The organism is uncultured Shewanella sp. (assembly GCF_947501665.1).
GTDB lineage: Bacteria > Pseudomonadota > Gammaproteobacteria > Enterobacterales > Shewanellaceae > Shewanella.
This window is the reverse complement of record NZ_CANMWS010000017.1, coordinates 24,385-49,547: the sequence shown is the minus strand read 5'-3', so window position 1 is coordinate 49,547 and position 25,163 is coordinate 24,385. Positions and strand designations below refer to the sequence as shown.

General features: G+C 39.9%; 26 protein-coding genes. 20 read left to right on the top strand and 6 right to left on the bottom strand.

Translation table 11 applies throughout. The features are described from left to right. Window positions 1-169: 169 nt before the first annotated feature. Window positions 170-640, top strand: coding sequence for a MarR family transcriptional regulator (locus Q0976_RS14145; RefSeq protein WP_299494592.1), 471 nt, complete (start codon window positions 170-172; stop codon window positions 638-640). A 40-nt stretch (window positions 641-680) separates the two neighbouring features. Here the strand turns inward: Q0976_RS14145 and Q0976_RS14140 are convergent, their stop codons facing one another. Beyond that, window positions 681-1,553: an SDR family oxidoreductase gene (locus tag Q0976_RS14140; protein WP_299494494.1), complete on the bottom strand. Its 873-nt coding sequence runs from the start codon at window positions 1,551-1,553 to the stop codon at window positions 681-683. A 223-nt stretch (window positions 1,554-1,776) separates the two neighbouring features. Here Q0976_RS14140 and Q0976_RS14135 point away from each other — a divergent pair, with 223 nt between their 5' ends. The 4 genes from Q0976_RS14135 (at window position 1,777) to Q0976_RS14120 (ending at window position 6,139) form a co-directional block, all read left to right on the top strand. Next, a complete protein-coding gene (locus Q0976_RS14135; RefSeq protein WP_299494493.1) occupies window positions 1,777-2,880 on the top strand; it encodes an ABC transporter ATP-binding protein in 1,104 nt (367 codons plus the stop codon). 86 nt (window positions 2,881-2,966) lie between these two features. Beyond that, the gene (locus Q0976_RS14130; protein ID WP_299494492.1) at window positions 2,967-4,028 is read left to right on the top strand and encodes an ABC transporter substrate-binding protein; all 1,062 of its coding nucleotides are present in this window, start codon (window positions 2,967-2,969) and stop codon (window positions 4,026-4,028) included. Window positions 4,029-4,059: 31 nt separating this feature from the next. Next, entirely contained in the window at window positions 4,060-5,289 is a 1,230-nt protein-coding gene (locus tag Q0976_RS14125) for an ABC transporter permease (RefSeq protein WP_299494491.1), read from the top strand. Between the two features lie 4 nt (window positions 5,290-5,293). Continuing rightward, on the top strand, window positions 5,294-6,139 hold the full coding sequence (locus Q0976_RS14120) for an ABC transporter permease (protein ID WP_299494490.1): 846 nt from the start codon (window positions 5,294-5,296) through the stop codon (window positions 6,137-6,139). An 85-nt stretch (window positions 6,140-6,224) separates the two neighbouring features. Here the strand turns inward: Q0976_RS14120 and Q0976_RS14115 are convergent, their stop codons facing one another. From Q0976_RS14115 to Q0976_RS14100, 4 genes are all read right to left on the bottom strand, one after another. After that, window positions 6,225-7,442 (bottom strand): RsmB/NOP family class I SAM-dependent RNA methyltransferase, encoded by a 1,218-nt coding sequence (locus tag Q0976_RS14115; protein ID WP_299494489.1) that lies wholly within the window; start codon window positions 7,440-7,442, stop codon window positions 6,225-6,227. A gap of 71 nt (window positions 7,443-7,513) precedes the next feature. Beyond that, on the bottom strand, window positions 7,514-8,137 hold the full coding sequence (locus Q0976_RS14110; protein ID WP_299494488.1) for a MarC family protein: 624 nt from the start codon (window positions 8,135-8,137) through the stop codon (window positions 7,514-7,516). Between the two features lie 15 nt (window positions 8,138-8,152). Continuing rightward, window positions 8,153-8,383 carry a hypothetical protein gene (locus Q0976_RS14105; RefSeq protein WP_299494487.1) on the bottom strand — a complete coding sequence of 77 codons (231 nt, stop codon included), beginning with the start codon at window positions 8,381-8,383 and terminating at the stop codon, window positions 8,153-8,155. A 250-nt stretch (window positions 8,384-8,633) separates the two neighbouring features. Beyond that, the gene (locus Q0976_RS14100; RefSeq protein WP_299494591.1) at window positions 8,634-9,335 is read right to left on the bottom strand and encodes a DUF3334 family protein; all 702 of its coding nucleotides are present in this window, start codon (window positions 9,333-9,335) and stop codon (window positions 8,634-8,636) included. Window positions 9,336-9,644: 309 nt separating this feature from the next. Between Q0976_RS14100 and Q0976_RS14095 the strand changes: the two genes are divergently transcribed. The 13 genes from Q0976_RS14095 to Q0976_RS14035 all read left to right on the top strand — a co-directional run bounded on the left by Q0976_RS14095 (window position 9,645) and on the right by Q0976_RS14035 (window position 22,851). Then, window positions 9,645-10,031: an ACT domain-containing protein gene (locus tag Q0976_RS14095; RefSeq protein ID WP_299494486.1), complete on the top strand. Its 387-nt coding sequence runs from the start codon at window positions 9,645-9,647 to the stop codon at window positions 10,029-10,031. A gap of 211 nt (window positions 10,032-10,242) precedes the next feature. After that, window positions 10,243-10,503: an HPr family phosphocarrier protein gene (locus Q0976_RS14090; RefSeq protein ID WP_299494485.1), complete on the top strand. Its 261-nt coding sequence runs from the start codon at window positions 10,243-10,245 to the stop codon at window positions 10,501-10,503. Between the two features lie 9 nt (window positions 10,504-10,512). Next, window positions 10,513-12,216 (top strand): phosphoenolpyruvate--protein phosphotransferase, encoded by a 1,704-nt coding sequence (gene ptsP / locus Q0976_RS14085; protein WP_299494484.1) that lies wholly within the window; start codon window positions 10,513-10,515, stop codon window positions 12,214-12,216. 324 nt (window positions 12,217-12,540) lie between these two features. Beyond that, window positions 12,541-13,050, top strand: coding sequence for a PTS glucose transporter subunit IIA (crr, locus tag Q0976_RS14080; RefSeq protein WP_299494483.1), 510 nt, complete (start codon window positions 12,541-12,543; stop codon window positions 13,048-13,050). Window positions 13,051-13,205: 155 nt separating this feature from the next. Beyond that, window positions 13,206-13,598, top strand: a complete 393-nt coding sequence (locus Q0976_RS14075; RefSeq protein WP_366525080.1) for an arsenate reductase — start codon at window positions 13,206-13,208, stop codon at window positions 13,596-13,598. Further along, the gene (dapE, locus tag Q0976_RS14070; RefSeq protein WP_299494482.1) at window positions 13,595-14,749 is read left to right on the top strand and encodes a succinyl-diaminopimelate desuccinylase; all 1,155 of its coding nucleotides are present in this window, start codon (window positions 13,595-13,597) and stop codon (window positions 14,747-14,749) included. The genes Q0976_RS14075 and dapE overlap by 4 nt, the downstream gene beginning before the upstream one ends. Further along, the gene (locus tag Q0976_RS14065) at window positions 14,743-15,417 is read left to right on the top strand and encodes a M15 family metallopeptidase (RefSeq protein WP_299494480.1); all 675 of its coding nucleotides are present in this window, start codon (window positions 14,743-14,745) and stop codon (window positions 15,415-15,417) included. Before dapE ends, Q0976_RS14065 begins: the two co-directional genes overlap by 7 nt. A 102-nt stretch (window positions 15,418-15,519) precedes the next feature. Next, complete coding sequence (gene can / locus Q0976_RS14060; RefSeq protein WP_299494479.1) at window positions 15,520-16,137, top strand: carbonate dehydratase; 618 nt, start codon at window positions 15,520-15,522, stop codon at window positions 16,135-16,137. 198 nt (window positions 16,138-16,335) lie between these two features. Further along, window positions 16,336-17,520 (top strand): 8-amino-3,8-dideoxy-alpha-D-manno-octulosonate transaminase KdnA, encoded by a 1,185-nt coding sequence (kdnA, locus tag Q0976_RS14055; RefSeq protein ID WP_299494478.1) that lies wholly within the window; start codon window positions 16,336-16,338, stop codon window positions 17,518-17,520. Between the two features lie 82 nt (window positions 17,521-17,602). Then, window positions 17,603-18,673, top strand: a complete 1,071-nt coding sequence (gene kdnB / locus Q0976_RS14050) for a 3-deoxy-alpha-D-manno-octulosonate 8-oxidase KdnB (protein WP_299494477.1) — start codon at window positions 17,603-17,605, stop codon at window positions 18,671-18,673. Window positions 18,674-18,761: 88 nt separating this feature from the next. Next, entirely contained in the window at window positions 18,762-19,499 is a 738-nt protein-coding gene (kdsB, locus tag Q0976_RS14045) for an 8-amino-3,8-dideoxy-manno-octulosonate cytidylyltransferase KdsB (protein WP_299494476.1), read from the top strand. Window positions 19,500-19,613: 114 nt separating this feature from the next. Next, complete coding sequence (locus Q0976_RS14040; RefSeq protein WP_299494475.1) at window positions 19,614-19,838, top strand: DUF2897 family protein; 225 nt, start codon at window positions 19,614-19,616, stop codon at window positions 19,836-19,838. A gap of 163 nt (window positions 19,839-20,001) precedes the next feature. Further along, the gene (locus Q0976_RS14035; RefSeq protein WP_299494474.1) at window positions 20,002-22,851 is read left to right on the top strand and encodes an alkaline phosphatase family protein; all 2,850 of its coding nucleotides are present in this window, start codon (window positions 20,002-20,004) and stop codon (window positions 22,849-22,851) included. Between the two features lie 41 nt (window positions 22,852-22,892). On the opposite strand, the gene Q0976_RS14030 is transcribed toward Q0976_RS14035, so the two are convergent. Next, window positions 22,893-23,345 (bottom strand): hypothetical protein, encoded by a 453-nt coding sequence (locus Q0976_RS14030; protein ID WP_299494473.1) that lies wholly within the window; start codon window positions 23,343-23,345, stop codon window positions 22,893-22,895. A 630-nt stretch (window positions 23,346-23,975) separates the two neighbouring features. On the opposite strand from Q0976_RS14030, the gene Q0976_RS14025 reads away from it, so the two are divergent. After that, window positions 23,976-24,302: an MGMT family protein gene (locus tag Q0976_RS14025; protein ID WP_299494589.1), complete on the top strand. Its 327-nt coding sequence runs from the start codon at window positions 23,976-23,978 to the stop codon at window positions 24,300-24,302. Between the two features lie 107 nt (window positions 24,303-24,409). Continuing rightward, the gene (locus tag Q0976_RS14020) at window positions 24,410-25,156 is read left to right on the top strand and encodes a DUF3108 domain-containing protein (protein WP_299494588.1); all 747 of its coding nucleotides are present in this window, start codon (window positions 24,410-24,412) and stop codon (window positions 25,154-25,156) included. The last annotated feature ends 7 nt before the right edge of the window (window positions 25,157-25,163 follow it).

Here is a 25,163-nt window from a genome sequence, read left to right as displayed (position 1 = left end):
TAATCATATCCGTTTTATAAAGTGTTAATATTGGATGGGTTATTCACCTTAATTAAAAAGGGATGATCAGCATTCAGTATTAACGCTTTAATAACGTTAAACTCATCAAAATAAACCTAAGTACAAAACTCTATTTATAGAGTGTGACCATTAATCAATGGGAGTTATGATGGAAAAATATGAACAGTTGCTCATCTCGCTACGACGTGTTATTCGCGCCATTGATCTTCATTCTCGTCAGCTCAATAAACAGTCTGGGCTCACTGGCCCCCAGCTCATGGTCATGCAAAAAATTGCCCAATTAGATGCTCCTCTTGCTAAGCATGTTGCACAAGAAATCACATTAAGTGCAGCAACGGTCACCACCATTATTAATCGGCTGGAAAGTCGTGGTTTAGTCAACAGACAACGCAGTGAAAGTGATAAAAGAAAAGTACATTTATATTTAAGTGACAGCGGTCAAGCCATCCTTGATGATGCACCTAAACCATTACAAGATCATTTTATCAAGCGATACCAAAACCTTGATGAGTGGGAGCAAAGCCAATTACTCTCATCCATTGAACGTATTGCCAGTATGATGAATGCTGAAGATTTAGATGCTGCGCCGGTATTACTCGTTGGGAAAATTCAAGAATAACACTCTGCTTTATTGGCAATAGAGGCCTAAGTCAATGCGCTTAGTTTTTTGATAAAAAAGTCTCAATCACTTCTCTTTGCTGGCGCTTACCATCGGGATCTTGTGCCGTTTTAATTTGACAAAAATCTTCCGCCCATTGTGACGTTCTGATCCGTACAGGCGGAGACGCCATCGCAATACAATCGAGCACAACTTGCGCCACCGCTTCACTGGTTTGATAAACCCCATCCGCACTGCGACTTTGTGCTCCTTGAATATATTGCTCTAAAATTGGCTTGTATTCGTCATCTACCATGCCGCCAGATATTTGAAATTGCGCTAAGGCATTATTGGCAAATTCTGACGCGATCCCCCCAGGCTCAACAAGTGTAAAGTTCACATTAAAACAAGGCTGAATATAACTTGCCATCGACTCTGTATAACCCTCTACTGCAAATTTTGCCGCGCAATAGATTTCATTAAAAGGCTGGCCGACGAGCCCACCTACCGAAGAAATATTCAGTATATGCCCCGATTTAGCTTCACGCATAATGGGCAATACCGCTTTAGTGCAGCGAATAACGCCCAGTAAATTAACATCTAAAGCCCATTTAATGTCCTCTTCTGTCGCTTGCTCAGTGGTTCTAATAAAACCCGCACCAGCATTATTGACTAAAATATCAATTTTACCCGCCTCAGCCAAAATACTATTAATGCAAGACTCAACACTACTGGTTAGCTGTACATCGAGCTGTTTGATGATTAATGTGTTCCCCACATCAACACCTTGATTATTGGCTTCTTCTAGAAGTGCTTGCGTCTTTTCAAGATTCCTCATTGTTGCATATGTCTTCACCCCTTGTTTGGCTAACATAATGGATAGATGAAGTCCTAACCCTGACGATGCGCCAGTCACGACAGCGACTTTAACCATTGTTTACATCCTTATTTTTTAACCTGATAGCAGTAATCATTGTGTCTGTTTAAATTTACTCTTTATGAGTAAAAGAAACGAGATAAATATTATTAATCTTCGGTTAATATCACACATTTATTTTATTTCTTTTGCTTGCACAAGCCAGAGTCACCACTTACGCTTTAATCATCTTACAATTGAAAAGATACTGCTTTCTCCCCGTTGAATATCAAGGTGATAAATGGAAAGTGAACAAGCATTTCTGCAATTTAACGCGATTAAAAAAAGTTATGATCACAAAAATTTAGTAGTGAAAGATTTTAACCTGACTGTTGCTGCAGGTGAATTTGTGACTTTACTGGGCCCGTCGGGATCAGGTAAAACCTCCGTACTGATGCTAGTCGCAGGCTTTGAGGGAGTCACCAGTGGTGACATATTGCTTAATGGTACCTCAATAAAGTGCCTTGCTCCTCATGAACGTAATATCGGTATGGTCTTTCAAAACTATGCGCTTTTTCCACATATGACCGTCTCACAAAATCTCGCTTACCCCCTAAAAGTCAGAAAGTGGTCAAGAAAACGCATTCGTCAACAAGTCAATACCTTTCTAGCCATGATAGAACTCTCTGAGTTTTCTCACCGCTATCCCAGTCAACTTTCAGGGGGTCAAAAACAACGTGTCGCCTTAGCACGAGCATTGATTTTTAAACCCAGCCTCGTCTTAATGGATGAACCTTTAGGAGCATTAGACAAAAAACTACGGGAACAAATGCAATTTGAAATCACTCAATTGCATAAAAAACTTAAATTTACCGTGTTATATGTCACTCATGATCAAGAAGAAGCATTAACCATGTCAGACAGGATTGCTGTCTTTAATCAAGGGATTGTACAACAATGTGCACAACCTCATATTCTATACGAACAACCAACCAATGCTTTTGTCGCTGACTTTATCGGGGAAAACAATATGTTACCCTGCCAGTGTTTACATCAAACACAACAACTCACCACAGTTAGCCTTCTCAATGAACAGCACATTCAGGTACAAACCCATCAAAAATTAGATATAAACCAAGCTTGCCTTATTTCTATTCGACCTGAAAAAATAACATTTACGCCTTTAAACAACATTGAACATCAAGATCCCCATGCTAATGGATTAATCGCTCACTTTTCCCTTAAACATTATGTCGGGGATTACATCCGTTACTATTTTCAACTGACTGATGAGCAAACGATTATAATAAAACTCCTCAATACTCATCATCCTGTTCAACTCGCCCCACAAGAAAAAGTCCGACTCACTTGGGCCATGGAACATGCCCACCTTTTTGCCTTGTAAAGTGAGAAAAAAGACTCACTGGGTCATAAAGTCTCAATACTCAACTACACTCCTTATAAGTTTGCATTTCAAATAAGGGCATCCCCATGCGCAATGCTATGTTACTCTCACTGGCAATCTTGCTTCCGTTATTGACTTCCCCCGCTTTTTCTCAAGATCCTCCCTTAACCGTAGTGTCTTTTGGCGGCGCTTATGGAGCCGCACAAAAAAAACACATGATTGATCCTTATATGGAGAAAACGAAGCAAAAAGTCTTATTTGATGACTACTCTGGTGGCGTTGCACAAATGAAGGCACAAGTTGAAGCCAATAAGATCCTCTGGGATGTAGTTGATATTGAAGCGATTGATTTAGAGCGTGCTTGCAGCGAAGGCTTACTGGAAGTGATCCCACAGAGTATTTTATCCAAAGGCAGCGATGGCACACCCGCTCAAAAGGATTTTTTACCCGCCGCCTTGGCCAATGAGTGCGGGATCGGTGTCATGGTTTGGGCCAATATTTTTGCTTTTAATGAAAAAACCATCGGCAAAGTCTTTCCTAAAACAATAACAGATATCTTTGATACAACAAAAATTCCGGGTAAACGTGGCTTACGTAAACGTCCACAAGTCAATTTAGAATGGGCATTACTTGCCGATGGTGTTCCAAAAGAAAAACTCTACGAAGTACTCGCCACAGAAAAAGGCCAGCAACGTGCCTTCGCGAAACTGGATACCATTAAAAGCGATATTATTTGGTTTGATAGTTGGTCTCAAGCCCCCCAATTACTTAATGATGGCGGCGCCATTATTGTTCAGTCCGCAAACGGTCGTATTTATGATGCAATCGCAAAAGATGGCAAATCCTTTCAAATTGTCTGGGATGGAAATTTATATGATCTTGATGTGTGGTCAATTATCAAAGGAACAACCCATAAACAAGCAGCACTGGATTTCATCGCCTTCGCAACAGGATCTAAGCCCTTAGCGGGTATGGCCGATATTGCCTATGGCCCGACTCGACAATCATCCATGGCTTTTGTTCCCCCTCAGGTCATTCCATTTTTACCCAGCTCACACTTAGACAAAGGCTTAAAAGCAGACTCACTTTTTTGGAGTGATTACGGAGAGTCTCTAGGGGTTAAGTTTAATCAATGGCTTTTAGAATAACACTCAATGACACGATAACACGACAGTTAATATGATACTTTCAAAGGATGAAAAAGCCTCAGCTCGAGCTGAACATCGTCATCATCAATGGCTGGCTTTTTCACTGACACTGCCGCTATTATGTTTTTTAATATTCAGCTTTATCGCCCCCATTTCAACCTTACTGTTTCGAAGTATTTACAACCCTAATGTCCAACAATTAATTCCACAAACCATAGCATTACTTAACGCTTGGGATCCTCACTCATTGCCTAATGAACACATTATGACCCAAATGGCACTTGAATTAAAAACACTCGCAAGCCAGAGAAAAGCGGGGAAATTGGCCCAAGAAATTAATCGAAATTTACCCGGTTCCGCTTCCCTAATCAAAATCAGCGCAAGAAAGTTGCGGAAAATAGACGATGCAATATTACTTCATCAAGGTCAAAACGCTTTATTAAATAGCCACTCTGGATGGAAGGACATCGCTACCTGGAAAGCCATTAAAAATGCAGGCCAAGTCATAACAGATCAATATTATTTAACCGCATTAGGGCTAGAAAAAAATCCCCAAGGCCAGCACCAATCTAAACCAGACAGTAGGCTCTATATCGATTTGTTTTTGAAAACCTTAAAAATGGCATTGATCGTTACTGGGTTGACATTACTATTAGGTTACCCATTAGCCTATTACTTGGCACATGCACCCAGTCGTATCAGTAATATTCTATTCATTTTTGTATTATTACCTTTTTGGACATCCATACTGGTGAGGACCACCGCTTGGATTGCCCTATTACAGACCAATGGGGTCATTAACTCGACGTTACTCTGGTTGAATATCATTAATGCTCCTTTACCCCTTTTATATAATCAATTCTCAACCATTCTGGTAATGACACATATTTTACTGCCCTTAATGATATTACCCTTATATTCCGTCATGAAAAGTATTGATCCCTGTTATGTTCGTGCGGCGGGCTCTTTAGGCGCAAAACCCACAAGGATTTTCTTTACTGTCTACTTACCCATGACATTATCAGGAGTCAGCGCCGGAATATTATTGGTCTTTATTCTCTTTATCGGCTATTTCATTACTCCAGCCTTAGTGGGAGGGACTGATGGACAACTCATCTCTAATATCATTGCTTTTCATATGCAACAATCGAACAATTGGGCACTCGCTTCTGCATTAGGCGCTTTATTGCTCTTGTTTATCATTGTGCTGTATTGGCTCTTTGATAAATTAACCGATCCCAATAAATTAAAATTGGTATGATGCCATGAGCCATTACCCTAGCTATTACAAAGCACCGCAAAAACTTTTTTTCATTGTATTAAAATTATTCGCTTTCTTAGTACTGTTTTTTTTAATCTTACCCTTACTCATTGTGATCCCATTATCCTTTAATGCTGAGCCCTATTTTAGTTTTACTCAAAATATGCTTCATTTTGATCCCAATGCCTATTCCTTAAAATGGTACCAAGCCTTCTTCACCACGCCTATTTGGTTAAACGCCATACAAAATAGTGTATTTGTTGCCATCATGAGCACACTGATTGCGACCAGTCTTGGCACACTCGCCGCACTAGGTTTAAATGCCAATAATATGCCTTTCAAACGTTTTATCATGGCTATTTTCTTATCTCCCATGATAGTGCCATTAATTATCACAGCTGCAGGCATGTTTTTCTTCTATGCTAAATTCAATTTGGTCGGCAGTTATGCAGGTTTGATCTTAGCGCACACCTCTCTTGGGATCCCCTTTGTCATCATCACCGTATGCGCATCCTTAAAAAGCTTTGATCAAAGCTTATATAATGCCGCCCGTTTATGTGGTGCAACGCCTCTTACCGCTTTTCTTACCGTCACGTTTCCATTAATTAAACCTGGAATATTATCAGGAGCCTTATTTGCTTTTGTCACATCTTTAGACGAAATCGTCTTAGTCCTTTTTTTAGCAGGCCCTAAACAGCGAACCATTCCAAGGCAAATGTTTTCAGGCCTGCGAGAGCAAATTAATCCGACTATATTAGCCGTTTCTACATTGCTCACTCTGACCACGCTTTTATTGCTTATTGCATTATTAATCTTTCGCCGACAAGATAAAACACATCAATACCCGTAATACTTAAAAATGCAGAATTCAGCAGACATGTCGAATAAGATTAATGACAGAGCGGCTTGATAACGCACTCTGTCAATCAAAACAACTATGCTTCTGCAATGCGCTTAAGTTTGGCCAAATAAAAACCATCAAACCCCGTATCAGCAGGACTGATAGTTTCATCTTCAATCAACTCAAAATGGGCATTATTCGCTAAAAATGCATCCACTTGTTCACGGTTCTCTTCAGGCATAATGGAACAAGTTGCATAAACCAATATGCCATCCACTTTCACCATTCGACTGTAGCTTTGCAAAATATGTTTTTGCAAAGCTACCAGCACAGGTAAACGCTCTGCAGCATCACGCCATTTAGTATCAGGGTTACGTTTTAAGACCCCAAGACCTGAACAAGGGACATCAAGCAGAACACGATCGGCGGTTAATTTCAGCCGCTTAATGGTCTTACTACTGGCAATAATTCGAGTTTCAACATTATGAGCCCCTGCTCGTCTTGCCCTTTGTTTTAAGTTATCCAGTTTCCATTGCTCAACATCCATGGCCAATAACCGACCTTTCCCCTGCATCTGAGCTGCAATGGATAATGTCTTTCCTCCTGCCCCTGCACACGCATCAATCACCCGCATACCCGGTTTTGCATTTAACGCATTAGCCACGAGTTGTGAACCTGCATCTTGCTGCTCAAATAAACCTGATTTAAACGCGTCAGTCCTAAAAAGAGCGGAGTCTGACGTCACTTCCAATGCCGTCTCCACCCCTTTAACCTCTATCGTATCGACTCGCTCTTTCGCTAATGCTTTTCGCAAGGCATCTTTACTGGTTTTTAACGTATTAGTCCGTAAAAAACGTTTGGCACCTTGGTATAGTGCCGCTCGCTCTTTTGGCCATTGATCCCCTAATTGCGTGGAGCCTAATATATCGAGCCATTCTGGACATCCATCCCATAAGGCTTGATTATCTTTTGCAATACTGATGCGTTTCGCTAATTCAGTTTCATCAATGGGCAAGGAATATTGCATTTTAGGTAAGGGTAATTGATGAAAAAGGTGCCAAGTATTCAACAACCTTGTCCCCAACCTAGCCACTTCATCCGTTTTTACATCGGACAAATAACAATATAAATTTAATCTTCTTAAGATATCACCAACGACTAAGGTGATCCGCCCTTGCTCTGAAGGTTGTAAAGTGATCCCTGAAAATTGCAAAGAATAAGCCCTATCAAGTGGCTTTCCTTGTGTTAAGACTAGATCAAGAATATCGATCACCAGTTGGTTTGAACTCGAAGAAAGTGACGCATTTAACATGTTAGGCTACCATAAAGAAAAAACCGAGGGATCATAGGAGTAAAGCACACAATACGCAAGTCAATACCCACTTAAAATGAAAGAGACGGTAATGCAAAATAAACAGTGATCCCCTCCAATATATTCGCAACGGCCAAAGAAGATAAAATCAGCCCCATAATACGGCTAATAATACTTGCTCCACTGATCCCAATGAATCGATGCATATGGGTCGCCATTAATAACAAAACCAAGACGATTAAAAGCACCAATAACATTATTCCTGCCGTCTGTAGCTGCTCCATAATACCAAAGCGATTATTTTCTGTTAATAACACTGCAGCCAACATCGCACCTGGACTCGCAATGGAAGGAATGGCTAATGGAAACACCGCGGTCTCAGCACTGGACAGGCTCATTTTAATCTCCTCTTCAGGCTTACTCACCCCAAAAACCATCGTCAGTGCAAATAAAAACAGCACAATGCCACCGGCTATTTGAAAAGCTGAAAGCGGGATCCCAATCCAAAATAAAATGTATTCTCCAGCAATGACAAAAAAGAGTAATATTAATGCAGATACACCTATTGCTTGTAATGCAATTTTCTGTTTCATTTTTTCATCAAAGTGCTGAGTTGCCGTCATAAATACCGGAATGGTGCCGATAGGATCAATGACTGCAAAAAAAAAGATAAACACCGAGAAGTATTCATTCATAACGCATCTTCAATATCAATTCCAACCACTTGATACTGTAAGGCTAGTCGATTTATTACTGATTAGCTTTAAATCGAGGTAACGAATACTAGAAGCGGTTGAGCTTTGATGGTAATTTCTGCAGCCGTTTTTAGTGCCTTTAGACAAAGCAGAGCTTATGCTGTGTTGGTATTCTCGGCTTGGGTTCCAGACATCCTCTACCTCATCCATCTGATGTTTACGGATGAACAAATGTCGTGTGCGCATGAATGTGAATGAACAACCTTGGGAATGTGCGTCAATAAACGATAACGCTAGTAAGAAGGCCCCCAAAACACTGCACTCATTTTTTGATAAAGCAGCATTCACTAAACATGTTCGACCTTATTGTTATAAGCCTCTTTTATTAAAGAAAAGGGCTTAGAAAACTAGGTTGCAACTCACTAAGCCGCGATTAAAATACGTTTAGTTCAACAATAATTTAACCATGAAATATCAGTCTCTTTAATCAGGTAAATTATAACCCCAACGAATTGAGCAATTCATCAGCATCATCAACTTTATTCTGACTGTCAGTGTTTGGCGTTTCAAGCTTAACTTGGCGGCTTAATATTGGTTTTCCGTGTGCTTCCAACAATCTATCAGGATCTTGTTCTTTCTCATCTATGTCATGATTAAGCGAAATAAATTCTGTTTTATCCATGGCAAATTCAAGATAGAAACTATGATTTCCCGCGGTTCTAAATGCCACTCGACGGCACACAGCCTCTGTTAAATTGGTATCCACAGATAAGGTAATTTCTTTATTGATAGTCAACATCTTAGGTTGGCTTTGAGTGATCGATGATTGTAGCTCTTGACTCACTTTATTAGTAAAGTCCCCAATAATCTGATTCATTAATTCCCCCATCACATTCGCCACTTCATCTGATGTATGAGAAAAAGCCAATTCAGATTCGGGCATCCCCATCTGCACCATATAGGTACGATAAATTTCCACTGCTGCAAGCGACGAAAAATTAATCACCACTAATCCTGAAAAGCCGCCATCAAAAATAGAAAAACAGCCTAAATCGGGCTTTAAACATGTTCGAGTGATGGTTTGCACCATTCCAGCATGTGTCACCGAGGTACTTGTCGTTTTTGACAATATATGTGACACAGAGTGACAAAGTTTAAGTAAAATATCCTGTGAAGTCACAACGGGTGTACTTGGTATCATAATCCATTCCAATGGTTAACAGCTGATATTCATCTTATTATTAAGGCCTATGTTAACGAAAAAAAACAAAGAGTTCATTATAAAAAACAAACTAATAGCAAATATATGTTTATCAGGTTACTCAACACATCGCATCAGACTTTTTACATCACTCCATCTCATAATTAATCAGCAACTCATAATACGGCTGCTATTATTGATAAAAGAAAATGTATCCGCTCATTCAAAACGGAACATAAGAGGACGTTATTTTCACAAGCCGTTGCACGTTAATAATGAAACAATAATAATGAGAAAAATAATTCAATGGCAAAAATGACATTAGCAGTACACGAGCAAACATTTTGTATTCATAGTATTGGATCCAATGAGCCCATTCCTGAAAAGGTTTTCGCACAAGACACCTACTTTATTGGCAAAACGAAAGATGAAATATCCATCGTTGCACCTCAAAGCCTCGATCTTAATAGCCAAGATTCAGAACATGATTGGCGTTGTTTAGAAGTCATTGGTCCACTAGGTTTTTCTATGACGGGCTTATTATCAAAGGTCTCTGGAATTTTAGCCAAAGAAAAAATCAGTATTTTTGCCATTTCTACTTTTGAAACCGATTACATATTAGTCAAAAATCATGATCTTAAACATACACTGCACTCATTAAAAAAAAATCGCTATCAAATCATTGATGCATGACCCACTCGTTCATCAACACTTTTATTGAGCATAAAAATACCTCAACCTTTTTACACGTTTTAAATCCAATCGATTCAGTTACCTCACAATATCAATTTGCTATTTAATATCGTATGCTTACATAGCTAAATCTCTTTTCGTGCTTGTTGCAACTGTCATTTTATATTGATTTAGCTATCGTCACGCTTTGAAAAAAGGAAGGGCCTTGACCATGCAATATCAAAAATCAGTGTTAATCTCAGCCCAACACGGACTGCATACCCGCCCTGCCGCCTTATTAGTCAAACAGGCAAAAAGTTATTCGTGTCAAATCATCATTGAATGCCAAGGAAAACAAGCTAGCGCAAAGAGCCTATTTAAACTTCAAACATTAGGTTTATATCAAGGCGCTCACGTCACCGTTATCACCGAAGGAGAAAATGCACATCTTGCCGTCGATGATATTGCCAATTTGCTTTTAAAACTGAACTAGGAGTGCTTTATGCCATTATCCGGTATCGTGGTTTCTTCAGGCATAGCCTTTGGTCAGGCTCTGCACTTACATCTACACCCTGAAAGACGCGATTATCATTTATTGCCCCTAGATCAAATTGAACAAGAAAAACAAACCCTAATCAATATTATCAATCACAAAAAACAGCAACTAATACAACACCTTCATCGTCTTCCTAACCAATCTCAAAATTACGCATTGATAGAGGCAGATCTACTCTTGCTTGATGATGACGAGTTAATCAACAGTATTTGTAATGAAATTGAGCGATTTCAGCTATGCGCCGCTGTGGCTGTGGAACGCATTTTTTCCTATCAAGCGGCTGAAATGAAAGCATTAGACGATCATTACCTTGCCAACCGCTCTGAAGATATTTTGTCTTTAGCCCGTCGCCTTATCGACCAAATCAATGGAGCTCATACCATTGAGCTTCATAAGATTAATCAAGCCACTATATTACTGGCCAGCGATATCACCCCAGCAGAATTTTCCATGCTACCCTTAAAATTTATTACTGCCTTGGTAATGAAAACAGGAGGCATAACCAGTCATACTGCCATTCTTGCTCGTAATGCAGGGATCCCAGCCCTTTTTGATTGCGCTTTTGAACGGGCTAATATCACTGATCAGCAGCCTCTAGCACTTGATGCGCTAACAGGTAAACTTTATGCATCGCCAAATAGCGTAACACTCACTCGGCTCAAAGCATTAAAGCAAAGCCATCAAAAACAAAAACAACAATTGCTCAAATTTCAACACAGGCAAATGCAAACTCAAGATGGTCATAAAGTGCCTATGCTCGTCAATATAGGCTCCATCAATGAAAGTTCACATATAGATGAAATGGGCGTAGAGGGCATTGGGCTGTTTCGAACTGAATTTATGCTTATGAACACCAATAGCGCCCCTGATGAAATAAAACAATATCATCTCTATAGTGATCTTGTTCACCTCCTCAATGGTAAGATGTTGACGATTCGCACCTTAGATATTGGCGCAGAAAAATCCTTACCTTTTTTAAATAATACGCCAGAAGAAAATCCAGCACTCGGTTTAAGAGGGATCCGCTACACATTAACCCACTCAAATTTACTCATCACTCAACTTCGCGCCGTGCTCAGAGCCGCGCAATATGGGCCTATTCGCCTTATGTTTCCGATGATAAATCAAATTGAAGAATTAACTGAAATATTTAATATTATGGCACAATGTCAACTTGAACTGACTAATGAAAATATCCATTTTGGTCAAGTCAGCATAGGGATTGTTGTCGAAACGCCTGCAGCAGTGATGAATTTAACCTCCATGCTACCTCACTTAGATTTTATTAGTATTGGCACGAATGATCTCACTCAATATGCCATGGCTGCCGATCGAAGTAATCTCAAATTAACAAAAAGTTACCCTTCATTATCTCCGGCAATATTAAGTTTCATTAATTTGATCTTATCCACTGCTCAGCAAAAAAGTATCCCCGTCAGCCTGTGTGGTGAAATGGCCAGTGACCCTCATATTGCGCCACTGTTGATAGGCATGGGACTGGATGAATTAAGTGTCAATTTACCTGCTATCTTAGAAGTCAAATCCTCACTAAGTCACTTCAGCCTGCAGCAATGCCAGGCCCTCGCTCAAAAAGCCCTTAAATTAACAACCATAAAGACATTGCATCAATGTATCTATTCTACAAAGTGACCGGACGTGCCCCCTCGTAAAGCTGTCGCTTTGATTAAACAATCTTTAAGTTCTCAAAAAGTATTTACAAAAATGTTAATATGACACCAGTAACATCATCTATTAGTAAACAAAAAAAACACAATTATGAAATAGTCACGACCTTCTCAAGTTTATGTCATTTTTGTCATGGCACATAAAAATAGATGATGGTAGTCTCAACTGACTACAATAAAAAATGAAAAAACAACAAAAATAAAACAACCTTCCCCCCCAGTCGGCCTGAAAGTAAGCTTCAGTGTCACTTGGAGAGACCAAACGAGCAAAGTTGCTAAGAGGTAATGTATGGGATTTTTAAGCCGAATTAAGCGATTAGTATCTGGGCAAACCACCCGTTCGGGTAACGTTAATATTTTTGCACCTTTATCGGGCAAGATCATTGATATTGAAGCCGTACCCGATCCTGTTTTTTCTGAAAAAATTGTGGGTAACGGCATTGCCATTGAGCCTAAAGGTGACAAAATATTATCCCCTATTGATGGACGAATAGGTAAAATTTTTGAAACAAATCATGCATTTAGCATAGAATCGCCCCAAGGGTTAGAAATTTTTGTTCATTTTGGTATCGGCACAGTAGAGCTTAGAGGGGCAGGCTTTACACGTTTAGCCGAAGAAGGACAAGAAGTCAAAAGCGGCGATCCCATTCTTTCATTTGATTTAGCTTACCTTAAACAACATGTTGACAGTGTACTCACCCCTGTTTTATTAGCCAATATGGAAGATATTCAGGGATTAGAAAAACGCCATGGCTATGTTGAAGCGGGTAAAGATGTCATTTTTTCAGCCATACTTTAACCCATTCGCCACTGCTTTACAGTAAAGTTAACGTTAGCAATCCAAATAAGATCATTCATACTAGCGCCTGAAAAAAAATCAATTAACCTTTTCTATGAAACTTAGCGAGTAATTAAAGGTTTTTGCTATTGAGTCGGTTATTTGAGAATGCCACAATAGACGATAATGAACATGCATTATCCTTATTATATGGAGTTATCATTTTGACATTATTTGGCATTAAAAACTGTGATACGGTTCGAAAAGCCCGTAAATTTATTGAGGCAAACACACTGACTGTTTCATTTCATGACTTTAGACAAGATGGATTAACGCGTGAGCAGCTTGAACATTGGACCCGCCTCATCGATTGGAGCCAATTACTCAACAAACGTAGCACCAGCTTTCGTGCATTGTCAGAAGCGGACAAAACAGATATTGATCAGCAAAAAGCCATTGAACTGATGCTGGCCACTCCAACGTTGATCAAACGCCCAGTGCTGATTGAGCAAGATAAAATATTGCTTGGTTTCAAAGAGGCTGACTATAAGGCTTGGTTTAATTTATGAGTCAATCAATCGATGTAAACACGCAACGTGAGGTATTAGCCCTCGCCAAAGCCCTCATTTCACGCCCCTCAGTCACGCCTTTAGACGAAGGCTGTCAGCAACTGATGAGTGATAGACTCAAAGCCTGTGATTTCAATATAGAACCCATGATCTTTGAGGACACAACCAATATGTGGGCCCGTCGAGGCCAAAAGGAACCTGTTTTCTGTTTCGCAGGTCATACCGATGTCGTGCCCACCGGCGACTTGAATCGTTGGCATACTCCACCTTTTGAACCGACAGTCATTGATGGCTACCTTTATGGCCGCGGCGCAGCGGACATGAAAGGATCATTAGCTGCCATGGTTGTCGCAACGGAGCGATTTGTAGCCAAACATCCTGATCATAAAGGCTCTATTGCTTTTTTAATTACCAGTGACGAAGAAGGGCCTTTTATCAATGGTACCACCCGCGTCATTGATACCCTTGAAGCCCGTAATGAAAAAATCACTTGGTCATTGGTCGGTGAACCTTCATCCACTCATAAGTTAGGGGATATTGTTAAAAATGGTCGCCGTGGTAGCCTCACAGGCAATCTAACCGTTAAGGGTGTACAAGGTCATGTGGCCTACCCACATCTTGCAGAAAATCCAATCCATAACGCAGCGCCAGTATTAGCAGAACTGAGCAATATCGTGTGGGATAATGGCAATGCATTTTTTCCTCCAACCAGTTTTCAAATCGCCAATATTAATGGTGGAACGGGCGCATCCAATGTGATCCCCGGTGATTTAAAGGTCATGTTTAACTTTCGTTACTCAACAGAAGTCACCGCAGACATATTAATTGAGCGAGTTATCGCTTTATTGGATAAACATCAAATGGATTATGATATTGATTGGATTTTTAATGGTCTACCCTTTTTAACCGATCATGGACCACTACTGGATGCAACTCGAGATGCCATTAAACAAACGACTGGCACAGATACCGATCCTCAAACCAGCGGTGGCACTTCAGATGGACGCTTTATTGCTCCCACTGGCGCACAAGTTATTGAATTAGGGCCAGTTAATGCCACAATTCATAAGATTAATGAATGCGTCAATATTGACGATCTTGAACAATTAGCCTTATGCTACGAAAAGATTTTGGAAAATCTCTTGTGTTAACCTCTCATAAGGTTCTGCTTGGTCTTAGCCAAGATCACCTTAAACGCTTTGATTACGGGCTATTAGAAGCCAATACCTTAGCGGCTTTTTTACGCATGCAAGAAGCCGCTAAACGCGATGATATCCATATTACCCCTTGCTCGACATTTCGCAGCTTTCAAGCTCAACAAGCCATTTGGGATCAAAAAGCACAAGGAAGGCGAGTCCTATTAAATAAAAATAACCAAGCGGTAGATATTCAAGGTAAAACAGACGATGAATTAATTGATTTAATTTTACTTTGGTCTGCACTGCCTGGCACCTCACGTCATCACTGGGGAACAGATTTAGATGTCTTCGATAACCAAGCTATCAAACCTGAGAACTTACAGTTAATTGACACTGAATATCACATAAATGGCCCTTGCTATCCGCTATCACTCTGGTTACAAGAACATGCACAGCAATACGGTTTTTATTTACCCTATCAAGCCGGTTTAAGTGGTGTCAGTCCTGAGCCTTGGCATTTAAGTTATTTTCCGCTTGCCAATACCTTACTGGCACAATTTAACCTCCAGCATTTAACGCAAATGATTGAACAAAGTGATATTCAATTGAAACAGGCATTATTACCTCGACTCACGCATATAGTGGACGACTATGTATTACGAGTTGCACCACCCCCTTAATAACGTCAGCATTGAACAAGTCGGCTTTACTAAACTGTATAGACCAGCTTTAAAATAAACGATGCTAAAATAATGACAAGATCAATATAAGAGTGAAACACAATGAAGCTACTCAAGCCTTTATTTGATAATAACCGTCGCTGGGCCGACCGTATTGTTAAAGAAGATCCTCAATTCTTTGAACAATTAGCCATTCAACAACATCCAGAATATTTATGGATAGGGTGCAGTGACAGTCGTGTCCCCTCCAATCAAATTATTGACCTCATGCCCGGTGAAGTTTTTGTACACCGTAATATTGCCAATATGGTCATGCACAGCGATATTAATTGCTTATCCGTTCTTCAATACGCTGTCGAAGTCCTCAAAGTTAAACATATCATGGTTGTTGGCCATTACGGTTGTGGTGGCGTAAAAGCCGCCATGGGCTCCGATAGATTAGGCCTTATTGATAACTGGCTACACCCTATTCGCAGCTTATATAAAGCGCAAAAAAGCGCCCTCTCCAGCTTAGATGAAAGCGCCCAATTTGATCGCCTCTGCGAACTCAATGTCATTGAACAAGTCGGTAATGTCACCGCAACAACCATAGTGCAAGATGCTTGGCATCGTGGCCAAGAACTAGCGATTCACGGATGGATTTATAGTATCGAAAATGGTTTGTTATCAGACTTGGATGTAACTGTTAATAAAGACGATCACTCCACTGAAGACGAATAATCCATCGTTGAGGATGAATGATATAAAAATGTCATCATTATTTATCATTCAGCCTCATTTTCCCGCTTTTACCTATAAATATATCCCTATTAGTCCAATATTGAAGAAGAATACTCGCTCTTTTTCCCTTATGGCAGTTATAATCGCAAACATTATTTGAAATGTTAACTCAGCACAACGCATTCTAAGGAAATCCACATGCCTGGTTTTGAATTATTTGGTCCTGAAGAGAAACAGGAAGTCGCAGATGTCATGGAAAACGGTTTTACCTTTCGCTATAACTTCGATCACATGCGCAACGATCGTTGGAAAACCAGAGAAATGGAGCAGCTGTTATGCGAAAAGATGAACGTGAAACACGCTCATCTTGTATCCAGTGGTACCGCTGCACTGCAAACGGCCATGGCGGCTGCAGGTATTGGAGCTGGCGATGAGGTTATTGTGCCTCCGTTTACGTTTGTCGCCTCTGTTGAAGCCGTGTTCATGGCGGGTGCGGTGCCTGTTTTTGCCGAAATTGATGAAACCTTATGTTTATCTCCTGAAGGCATTGAAGCGGCTATCACACCTAAAACAAAAGCCATTAACTTAGTCCATATGTGCGGTTCAATGGCTAAAATGGATGAAATCAAAGCCGTCTGTGAAAAGCATAACTTGCTGATCCTTGAAGATGCGTGCCAAGCTATTGGCGGCAGCTATAAAGGTCAAGCATTAGGCACAATTGGGGATGTGGGTTGTTACTCATTTGATTCAGTCAAAACCATCACATGCGGTGAAGGCGGTGCGGTTATCACCAACCAAACCAGTATCTATGACCATGCCCATATGTTCTCAGATCACGGACATGATCACGTCGGTAATGATCGCGGTGCAGAATCACATCCCATAATGGGCCTTAACTTTAGAATTTCAGAAATGAATTCAGCAATGGGCCTTGCCCAGTTGCGTAAGTTAGATAAGATTATTGATATTCAACGTACCAATAAAAAACTCATTAAAGACGCCATGAGTGACATTAATGAAGTGACGTTCCGTGAAATTCCCGATCCTGAAGGCGATTCAGCCGGCTTTCTCACCTTTATGTTACCAACAGAAGAGCGCACTATAGAAATCAATCAAAAGCTGGCACAAAATGGGGTTGATGGCTGCTTCTACTGGTATGTCAATAACTGGCACTATTTAACTAATTGGAAGCACATTCAAGAGCTCAAATCACCCGCAGCCTTACCCATTACATTGATTGCAGATAAGCCTGATTATACTCAAGTTTCGGTTCCTAAATCTGATGCCATAATGAGCCGTACCATTTCAATGCTAATTAAGTTATCTTGGACAGAAGAGCAAATCCAAGAGCGTATTAACAACATTAAAAAAGCGTTCGCATAATCGCTAACACAATCAATCGCGAGGGGCTATACAGCCCTTCACTCTAGCCTCGACTAGATAAAAATGTAATGGAGCCAATGATATGAGTTTTAAGAATTTCAAGGTCGTGCCCAAAATGATCTATGGTCGCGGTTCATTTGCTGAGCTTGACAATGTCCTTACCGCTGAGCGAAAACAAGATGATGATTATGTTGTTTTTTTAGTGGATGATGCCCATAAAGGTAAACCGCTTGAAGCCCGCATTCCTTTAAAGTCACAAGATTTTTTGATTTGGGTCAATGTCGATGATGAGCCCACTACAGAGCAAATAGACAATCTCACTAAAGAAGTACAAGCATTTAGCGAAAAGCAAGCTGTCAGTGTGGTCGGGCTAGGTGGTGGATCAACCATCGATATTGCTAAAGCGGTCTCTCTTATGCTCACCAACCCTGGTGGCTCGGCTAAATATCAAGGATGGGATCTGATTGAACATCCAGCCGTTCACCATGTGGGCATTCCAACGATTTCAGGTACTGGTGCAGAAGCATCACGTACGGCGGTATTATGTGGTCCAGAGCGTAAATTAGGCCTCAACTCTGATCATACTGTGTTTGATCAAATCATCATGGATCCTGAGCTAATCAGCGGCGTTCCCACAGATCAATGGTTTTACACTGGAATGGACTGCTATATTCACTGTATAGAATCATTGGAAGGCACCTTCTTAAATGAATTTTCAAAATCATACGGTGAAAAAGCCCTTGCACTGTGCCGTGAAGTCTATTTAGATGATCACCCCGAAAAAGATGACAAACTCATGATGGCTTCTTTCATGGGCGGAATGAGTATCGCATACAGCCAAGTTGGTGCCTGTCATGCTGTTTCTTATGGCTTAGGCTACGTCTTAGGCTATCACCATGGTATTGGTAATTGTATTGCCTTTGACGTACTTGAAGACTTCTACCCTGAAGGTGTTGCAGAATTCCGTCAAATGCTGAAAAAACATAATGTCACCCTGCCTAAAGGTATTTGCAAAGATTTACCTGATGAAACCATTGAAAAAATGGTAAAAGTTGCGAAAAGCATGGGACCTTTATGGCATAATGTTTACGGTGATGGCTGGGAAGAGAAAGTCACTGACGACATGTTAACTGCACTGTATCGACGCATGTAATCCTAAGGCTCTCAATATCTGTTGATGGTATTGAACACATTTTTTGGGCTGCTTGCAGCCCTTCATATTTTGTAAAATAGGTCAATCAATGAATGTCACTTTATTAATCCCTGCCCGCTATGGCTCTAGTCGTTTCCCAGGTAAACCATTAGCCCCTATTAATGGTAAACCCATGATCCAACATGTCTATGAACGTGCAGCACTGGCTAAAGGGTTAAGTCATATCTATATCGCCACAGACGATGATAGAATTAAAGCGGCAGTAGAGTCTTTTGGCGGAAAAGTGGTCATGACAAGTGCCGATGCCGCATCTGGAACGGATCGTATTGAAGATGCAATTACCCAATTAGGCTTAAATGATGATGATTTAGTCATTAACCTACAAGGCGATCAACCTCTCATCGACCCTATTTCTATCGAACAAATCATTAGCCTATTTAAGCGCCATCCCGGTGAGTTTAGTATGGCGACACTAGGGTTTGAAATCACAGAAGAACATGAACTTAACGATCCAAAGCATGTGAAAATGGTGTTTGATAATGACTTTAACGCACTGTATTTTTCTCGCGCACGCATTCCGTTTGGCCGTGACACCGATGACTACCCCGTTTACAAACACTTAGGGGTTTATGCTTATACACGGAAATTTGTGTCTACTTTTGCTAAGCTGCCTTTAGGTCGGTTAGAAGATCTTGAAAAGCTAGAGCAGTTACGGGCCTTAGAACATGGCTATAAAATTAAAGTCGCTATTAGCGCATTCGACTCACCTGAAGTGGATACACCTGAAGATATTCGAATATGTGAAGCCCGTTTAGCCGTTGATTAAGTCACAAGACAAAGTCAGATCTCAACCTCACTTAAACCGCTGTTGGGATCTTATTTTGTTTGGGGTATTATAGTGTAAAGTTCCATTTTAAACACTGAGCACTAAGAGGAAATAATGTCTAATTTAGAAACATGGCTTATCATTATTTTAATCCTTGGTATTATTGCCAGTAACTTAGTGGTACTCAAATACAATGCTAAATTTAAGCTCACACAATTTGGTAAAAACCATAAAAAAAAACCTAAAAAGACACAAGAAGAAGTCAATACTGAGAGTACTCTTACCAATAAATCTTCAACAAACAATAAAAAAGATAAGGATCCTTCATCAAGTCCTTAACATTGACGGTTTCTTTTCTCATCACACAAACAAGCTTCCCCTCCTCCACCTTGCAATCTAGCATTCTAATGCCACAATTTGACAACGAATAAAATAAACGAGTATTAACATAATGACTCGGGCGAGAATAGGCAAATTATCAAGTTCAATCATACTTGTATTCATGTCAATCCAAGCAGCGCATGCCGATATCGCGAATACTCCCCTTGTCGGTGGATTGTTTAATTCGACCCATATATTGAAAAATCAAATTGTCGCATCACTCTCTTACTCGACTCAATTTGCCCGTGATATGACGCTATTTACCATTGGCGGTATGACATTAGAAGTCTACCTACTGACTTTGCCCCTTGAGAAAACGGTAAAAAAGCGTGTGATGAAACAAATAGCTAATCCACATTATTCAATTCCTTTGGGCTATTTTCTCTATCAGTTTTATGACCGATATACCAATATTCATAATGACGATCAGTTCAAAGCGCACCTACAAACTCATTACACTCAACAAACCTTAAAAACATTTGAGCATTCCTTACTGCAATTTGAATCGAACTCAAACAAGGAAAAAAATAAACAGTCGCCCGAAAATCATATTCATCAGCAAGGCTTTAAAATCAATAGAAAATTTATCGCAACTATGGTCACAGTGTATGATGCATTAGTTCAAATTGATGAATGGCAAAAAATGGAGCAACTGCCAGATCAATATACTTATTTAAGTCAATCTGATGACGACATGGCCTTAATCGCAAAAATGCAACCCATCGTCATCCACACGCTAGAACAAGCAAGCTTGAATATGAATGATGGTGATATGAAACAATCACTCAATGCCATCATAAAAGATAATCATCCAACACAAGCATCCAAGGTCAACAATAAAGCTCAGGCTTTAACCATTACCTTAATTGATTTTGTTCGCTTAAATGTATTAAAAGCTTATCGACAATTTATTTATCAAGATGAAAAACAACAACGCCTCAATCAATGGCTACAAGCCGCATTTCATGAAAAGCCCAATCAAGCCATCGCTTTTTTACAATCACAGCAACAGCGCCGTCTGGCAGTGCAGTTCACTGTAGATGGGTTACAACAAGGGTTAATGCAAGGATTAGTCCAACCCAAAAGTCACTTTATTGCCCATGCCTACCAGCAGCACCTCAATCGACACCACTTAAACAGCCCACTTGTGCAATCGAGTCCTGAGCATGAACCCACCGTTAACTTTATGAAAAAAATAACAGAGCAAGTCTATCAGGATCCTCACTATCTTCCTTTTTTTAAACGCTTATATCGTCAGTTTCCCCATTCAATCGCTCAAACAGGTATTTCGTCAACGCCCACTATTAGTGTACGTAATTTACCCATAATCAAAACTGGCGCTAAGGTCGCAGGACCGCAAGGAACGGGCATTCCCAATTTTCACTTTGTCGATAGAAAGAAAGACAGAGCCTACTATTTTTTTGGTAATGATGCCCTTCAGCTCGACAGATTGCTGCAAGCCAATCATGTACAAACCATGTTTGACCGTTTAGTGCATTTAAAAACTCTCAACTGTAATGCACAATATGATTGGAATGCCCATATTAGCTATGATGGCTTAGTCAACTTAGGTGCAGGTGAGTCACTTCGTGATTTTGGTGAAAAACGTTGCCTCAAAGAGCTCGATGAACGCGCAAAAATAGAAGTTATCTTGCATAAAACACGTCAATCACTGATCGACAATATAATAACATACCAACAAATCCCGTTCTGGCAATTTTATACTAAGTTCACTCAGAAGTGGAAAATTGAACAAGATATAGAAAGTTACACCAAACTTGACACAAAAGGCATGCCTGATTTTACCTTAATCTATAATCCTTGGCCTGATCACTTCGCTCATTTTGTGGGCCCATTCAGTGATGAAATCATTATGCCTAGTGGGGAGCTCAACCGATTGGATTATTGGGTAAACCGTGTTGAGCAAGCATATCGACAAGCAGGAGTTTATGATCAAACCTTATGGGGTATGGCTGGCGATCATGGTCTTGCCCCTGTGCATTACACCTTAAATCCTGAAAAAATATTCGTACCTATACTGGAGAAAAAATTCGCCTCTCCCATCACAATTAAAAAAATCTCTTCCGATGAAGGCGAAGGCCCAAAAATCACCAATACATTACACGCCCCAAGTTACAAAACCACAGATGCCGTTATCGCCTCCACTGCGGGGGGGAACTTCATGATTGATCTCTTCAACGCCAAAAAAAATTGGGCGACTCAGCCAGTCTATCAAGAACTCATTCGATGGCATCCACTTAACGCCAAACCAAACAATAACATAGATATTGTGACAGAAATATATCAATCATTGGGCGACACACTCGATTATATGGTCTTACGTGAAACCCCTTGTAGTGAACAGTATTGCCAAATTAGGCTCATTGGCAACCGCGATGGCTACAGGCATGATGAGAGTATCATCAAGCACAATGATCACTACTATTATGGTGCGTTTGATCAAAAAAACACTTTATCAAGCGATGTGGTATTACTTGATCTCAAATTATTTAACCCCTATTTACCCACCCCTCAAGCAACAAACGCCTTAAACCATTTAATGGCTCAATGTCTTGAACAAGCGGATCCTAACAAGCCTGTTACATGGTGCGATGCCTCACAATGGCGAACCCTAACCGAGCGCAGCCCACGTCAAGACTCCATTGTTCAACTGGCGCAACTGTACGCCAATGAAAGAGCTGGCACCATTAACCTTTTCCCGAGAGAAGGAATAGGATACAACACCAAAGTGCCTGGTCGACATGCAGGTGAAAGTTATCTCGAAAAAGACGCATTTATTGGTTTTTGGGGAACACCTATTGGACAAAATGCGGAGCCACTCACCTCTGAGGCCAATGGTTCATTGGCGCCAACATTGTTTGAGTATCTAACGGGAGAGAGAGTAAAAGTCAATGAAAATGGCTGGGGTTACCCATCACTTTTACATAAACTCGATATTTCTGAATATTAATCAATCTGTTATAGGCAGTAATATATTGAAAAATCTATAAGTTATTCAAAATCAAGCTCTGGTAATATGCTCAAAGCATGCATTTTTCGTGCATTGTATTTCAATGCCCAATCTTGATACCACAGTTTCACCGTCTCCTCACCGCATACATCAGTAATAAATTGCATTTGCTCCCTTAATTCATGAACAGAGATAGACTCATCACGTGTAGAAGACGGTACATGATGATAAAACTCATTAAACATACTCATGCAAAAAACATAATAATCTTGAGTAAATAAAATAAAAAAATGCCACATTTCATCAATAATGAATGTTTCATCAACGATATTCAGTCGCTTAGACTTATCATGTGAATATTGCACACTGGTATACAAAAACAATTTTAACTGTTCAAAAATTGCTTCTGCTTCAGGCTTTGAAATAGCATAATATTGAGTGAATCTATCCACCACATTCACATTACGGTATTCAAGTAACTTAACTGGGATCATAAAACATCTCACCAAAAAATAAGAAGTACTATCGAATAACAAATGGTACTTCTTAACTTCATTAGAACAACAAATTATTTAACATTGAACAATAAAGTGAACTTGAAATTCAATATTAATATGGCGTCTTGCAGCCATTCGTGCAAGAGTAAGATCGATGGAATTCATGAAAGTGACCTCAACAATAAAACACACCATTATTATATCAAATCCACATAAAATAGAACAATTATCACTCCATTTACATACTGTCATTAATATTAAAAAAAACATATAAAGCAATACATTGCATTAAGCAAATTTCTTATGCTGAATATAAGCTTGCAAATACTCAAAAACAGAATGAGTTGACCAACAAATACATATTCTGCAATAGGATTGAAAGCTGAAACCGTCAAAGGTTCATGGAGTGGCTTATTTTCCATTATACAACTCAAAAAAGGATCTTTACAAAATAAATGCCCCAATTTAGGTTCAAAATACGCTATATTTAAGCAACTGATATTTGTATTTTACTCACGAATATTATTATTGTTCTATTAAGGTTTATTTATGGATAACACGATTTTTAATGCGCAATTGCAACTCACTCCTTCAAGTCAGTCATCCATAAAAATAGCTCTATCTCCTATGGAAAAAATTTGGCACATTGTTGCGATGATCCCGCAAGGGCAGATCAGTAGCTATGGAAAGGTGGCCGATTATGCCGGACTGCCAGGCCGTGCACGCTTTGTCTCAACAGCCTTAAAAAAAGCACCTTCCCACCTTTCATTACCTTGGCACCGAGTGCTAAATAGTCAAGGTAAAATAGCCTTTCCAAAGCACAGTCCCGCTTTTAGAGATCAAATGCAGCGGTTAACCCTAGAAGGTATTCAGGTGGAAAATGGACGAATTAAATTAACCCAATTTGAATGGAAGCCCGATATTGCCACCTTGGTCTTATCTATCCCTTTTTAATTGGCCATGAATTGAATGAGTCATATTATATTTTTAATTCTGATTTTGATGATGTTTTAAGGAGTGTCCCTTTGTTAAAAATCATATCTTTTATCTCTATATTTAGCATGCTCTTCATCAGTCCATTGGTTCAAGCAACCATCACACCACTCACCCCCCAAACGGCTGAGTATCAAGTTTATTATGGCAGCATTGAATTAGGTCAAGCGCGATATCAATTATCTCCAAAACAAGGCAGTATCTATCAATACCGTTTTGATAGTGATGTGAGTTTACTGGTGCTTTGGGATAAACGTCATATCCTCAGTGAATTTACTGTTGAAGACGATAATTTAATCCCCATTCGATACACCCATGATAGAAAAGGCACAGGCTCCGACTATCAAGACCAAACTGTCTTTTTAAAAGATAAACAAGAAATTTTTAGTCGCTACAAAGATAAAAAAGTCAAACTCCCTTACAAAGAGCTGATCTATGATCCCCTCATGGCTCAATTGCAATTTCGCTTAGATATCAGTAAAGGCGCTAAAAACCTCGAATATAAAATGGTCAAAGAAGGCGAAGTCGATGACTATAAATTTAAAGTCTTAGGCCGAGAGCAAATTAAAGTCGTTAGTGGTGTATATGACACCATAAAAATAGAAGTCGTTAGAGACAGTAAAAAAAGGCAAACTTTTTTCTGGATGGCGCCTTCACTGGCATATTTACCCATTAGGCTCACCCATTTTGAAAAAGGCAGTAAACAACTGGATATTCAGTTATTAAAATACAAATTTAGTCCTGAACTCAGCACACAAGTGGAAACGAAAGCCGACACAACGCCTCCACCAACGACGACTCCTAAACAAGAATAGCGCACTA

Coding starts and splice junctions, on each gene's coding strand:
- Q0976_RS14145 (WP_299494592.1), top strand. CDS start 170: ATGGAAAAATATGAACAGTTGCTCATCTCGCTACGACGTGTTATTCGC.
- Q0976_RS14140 (WP_299494494.1), bottom strand. CDS start 1,553: ATGGTTAAAGTCGCTGTCGTGACTGGCGCATCGTCAGGGTTAGGACTT.
- Q0976_RS14135 (WP_299494493.1), top strand. CDS start 1,777: ATGGAAAGTGAACAAGCATTTCTGCAATTTAACGCGATTAAAAAAAGT.
- Q0976_RS14130 (WP_299494492.1), top strand. CDS start 2,967: ATGCGCAATGCTATGTTACTCTCACTGGCAATCTTGCTTCCGTTATTG.
- Q0976_RS14125 (WP_299494491.1), top strand. CDS start 4,060: ATGATACTTTCAAAGGATGAAAAAGCCTCAGCTCGAGCTGAACATCGT.
- Q0976_RS14120 (WP_299494490.1), top strand. CDS start 5,294: ATGAGCCATTACCCTAGCTATTACAAAGCACCGCAAAAACTTTTTTTC.
- Q0976_RS14115 (WP_299494489.1), bottom strand. CDS start 7,442: ATGTTAAATGCGTCACTTTCTTCGAGTTCAAACCAACTGGTGATCGAT.
- Q0976_RS14110 (WP_299494488.1), bottom strand. CDS start 8,137: ATGAATGAATACTTCTCGGTGTTTATCTTTTTTTTTGCAGTCATTGAT.
- Q0976_RS14105 (WP_299494487.1), bottom strand. CDS start 8,383: ATGCGCACACGACATTTGTTCATCCGTAAACATCAGATGGATGAGGTA.
- Q0976_RS14095 (WP_299494486.1), top strand. CDS start 9,645: ATGGCAAAAATGACATTAGCAGTACACGAGCAAACATTTTGTATTCAT.
- Q0976_RS14090 (WP_299494485.1), top strand. CDS start 10,243: ATGCAATATCAAAAATCAGTGTTAATCTCAGCCCAACACGGACTGCAT.
- ptsP (WP_299494484.1), top strand. CDS start 10,513: ATGCCATTATCCGGTATCGTGGTTTCTTCAGGCATAGCCTTTGGTCAG.
- crr (WP_299494483.1), top strand. CDS start 12,541: ATGGGATTTTTAAGCCGAATTAAGCGATTAGTATCTGGGCAAACCACC.
- dapE (WP_299494482.1), top strand. CDS start 13,595: ATGAGTCAATCAATCGATGTAAACACGCAACGTGAGGTATTAGCCCTC.
- can (WP_299494479.1), top strand. CDS start 15,520: ATGAAGCTACTCAAGCCTTTATTTGATAATAACCGTCGCTGGGCCGAC.
- kdnA (WP_299494478.1), top strand. CDS start 16,336: ATGCCTGGTTTTGAATTATTTGGTCCTGAAGAGAAACAGGAAGTCGCA.
- kdnB (WP_299494477.1), top strand. CDS start 17,603: ATGAGTTTTAAGAATTTCAAGGTCGTGCCCAAAATGATCTATGGTCGC.
- kdsB (WP_299494476.1), top strand. CDS start 18,762: ATGAATGTCACTTTATTAATCCCTGCCCGCTATGGCTCTAGTCGTTTC.
- Q0976_RS14040 (WP_299494475.1), top strand. CDS start 19,614: ATGTCTAATTTAGAAACATGGCTTATCATTATTTTAATCCTTGGTATT.
- Q0976_RS14035 (WP_299494474.1), top strand. CDS start 20,002: ATGTCAATCCAAGCAGCGCATGCCGATATCGCGAATACTCCCCTTGTC.
- Q0976_RS14030 (WP_299494473.1), bottom strand. CDS start 23,345: ATGATCCCAGTTAAGTTACTTGAATACCGTAATGTGAATGTGGTGGAT.
- Q0976_RS14025 (WP_299494589.1), top strand. CDS start 23,976: ATGGAAAAAATTTGGCACATTGTTGCGATGATCCCGCAAGGGCAGATC.
- Q0976_RS14020 (WP_299494588.1), top strand. CDS start 24,410: ATGCTCTTCATCAGTCCATTGGTTCAAGCAACCATCACACCACTCACC.